Annotated in this window: 1 protein-coding gene and 1 pseudogene; both read right to left on the bottom strand. The window is 42.5% G+C overall.

Features of this window, described 5'->3' with window-relative positions; all coding sequences use genetic code 11:
• The coding region (locus ACFIKU_RS09595; RefSeq protein ID WP_375657370.1) for a hypothetical protein at positions 1 to 1,415 on the bottom strand (1,415 nt) is incomplete at its 3' end.
• Between the two features lies 1 nt (position 1,416).
• Positions 1,417 to 1,755, bottom strand: a pseudogene (locus ACFIKU_RS09590) (hypothetical protein); the annotation flags it as partial.

Genomic DNA, 1,755 nt, shown 5'->3' with positions numbered 1-1,755 from the left:
ATCATCGTCCAAGGTTCATTCTTAGGAATGCGCAATTTAAACCGGTGATAACGATTGCGTGAACGCCCATGATAAGCACCCGTGACATACGAACATACCCTTTCCTTATGCCATGTGATCGGCGTCTGATTATTGCGAAGACGACGTTCTCCTATGCTTAAAAGACCTTCTGTCGTATCAACTTCAGCAAACATCTTCGTGATAAAGCTAAAACTTCCATCCGGCGCCCCCATCTCTTGTGAAACAACTGTTGCCTCCATCGGGGCTCCTGTAAACATAACAAGCCGATTGTTTTCATCAAAAGCACCAAGCATTGGAGAGCCACTTTGCCATCGTGGGCTGTCTAAAGAAGCCGGCAATGCCTCAAGATTGAGCGAAATCTCATCTAACTGTTCTAAAGTATAACCTGTTGTAAACACTGGAAACAACGTGAAAAGCTTTCCCTGTAGTGTCGACCATTTCTGTAAACCCCAATCATAAACAAAGGTCGTTTGTTCGTTATTGCCTCTCTTTACGGACCAGTAAATCCGGTTATCAATGGGGTCTATAACTCCTTGCATCTCATCAAGAGCAAACTTATCAAATGTTTTAAAAACCGTTCTATCAACCTTTTCAAAGCCTATCGGTAAAAGTTGACCATCCAAACTCATTTGATAAAAACCGCCATCACCAGCAAAAAAAGCGTCACTCCCTCGACATGCTATAGAGGCTGCACTGCGGGCTCCTCGCTTGTCTTGTATCTTTTGAAACGTAAACACAATCTTAGAACCCGCAACAAAGGTTCCAGCATAAATAGCAGAACGCATAAAAATGAGGGGATTGGTGGATTCTGTTGCCCCTTGAACATATTCTCCATCCGGAAAATCTTGAAAATCGCAATCTTTCTGCTTAACTGTCCAATGGGTTGCATCTTCCAAACCAGACCAATGAATGCGATTGGGGTGATCTGTCAATTGCATCAAACAAACAAAAGGTCCCCAAACCTTCACCAATCCTGCTTTTGGCGGATTGCCGCCTAAATCTTCAAATCGTTCAGAACTATGGGTATTAAAAACTTGTGGTTTATCATTTTTATTGACCGCAATAATTCTTTGACCAAACAAAGCGAACGACCATTGATTATCCTCATGCGCATGATACGTCACACCACTTTGACTTATGTCCTTCCAACCCTTCGTTTGACTATCATAAGCATAAAGCTTTTGCTTGCCTCCTACGATTATCTTAACACCATTACCGCTTCTAAAGGCGATTGAACCCAAGGGTTTTTCTTCCAAAGGATTAGAAACAACCATTGCACTTGGCATGGGTATGTAACCACCATCTGCAGGTAAAACATTCACAAGGCTATCCGTAAAACTACCGTTGACAACCGCAACATCTGGTCTGTAATCGGCAATGGGAAAATAAACCATGCTAAAAATCCGTTGGTATTATTCGGGTCACGTTATGACGTTGAGACGTCTCTGCACGCAATTCATGCAACTGTTCGTTAAAGTCATTGTAAGCTGCCGTTGCACAATCGGGATCTTTAAGGATATTCTTGTAAAGTTCGTATTTTGCACGCGCTTTGATCAAATCAAACGCGTGCACAAACCATGGGTGCTCCTCATCAACACTCTCAATCTCTGATAAACGCAATGGAGAGAGAATGAGTTGAATCTGGTAGACTCTATCCGGTGTGGGATAAAGATGTAATTTCCTATCAAAATAACTGTAACAAACCGGCGTTCCTTGCTGCTCTGATGATAACAA

Source organism: Bartonella sp. CM120XJJH (genome assembly GCF_042194715.1).
Lineage (GTDB): Bacteria > Pseudomonadota > Alphaproteobacteria > Rhizobiales > Rhizobiaceae > Bartonella.
The sequence above is the reverse complement of the archived record's forward strand: the minus strand, read 5'-3'. Positions and strand labels throughout refer to the sequence as shown.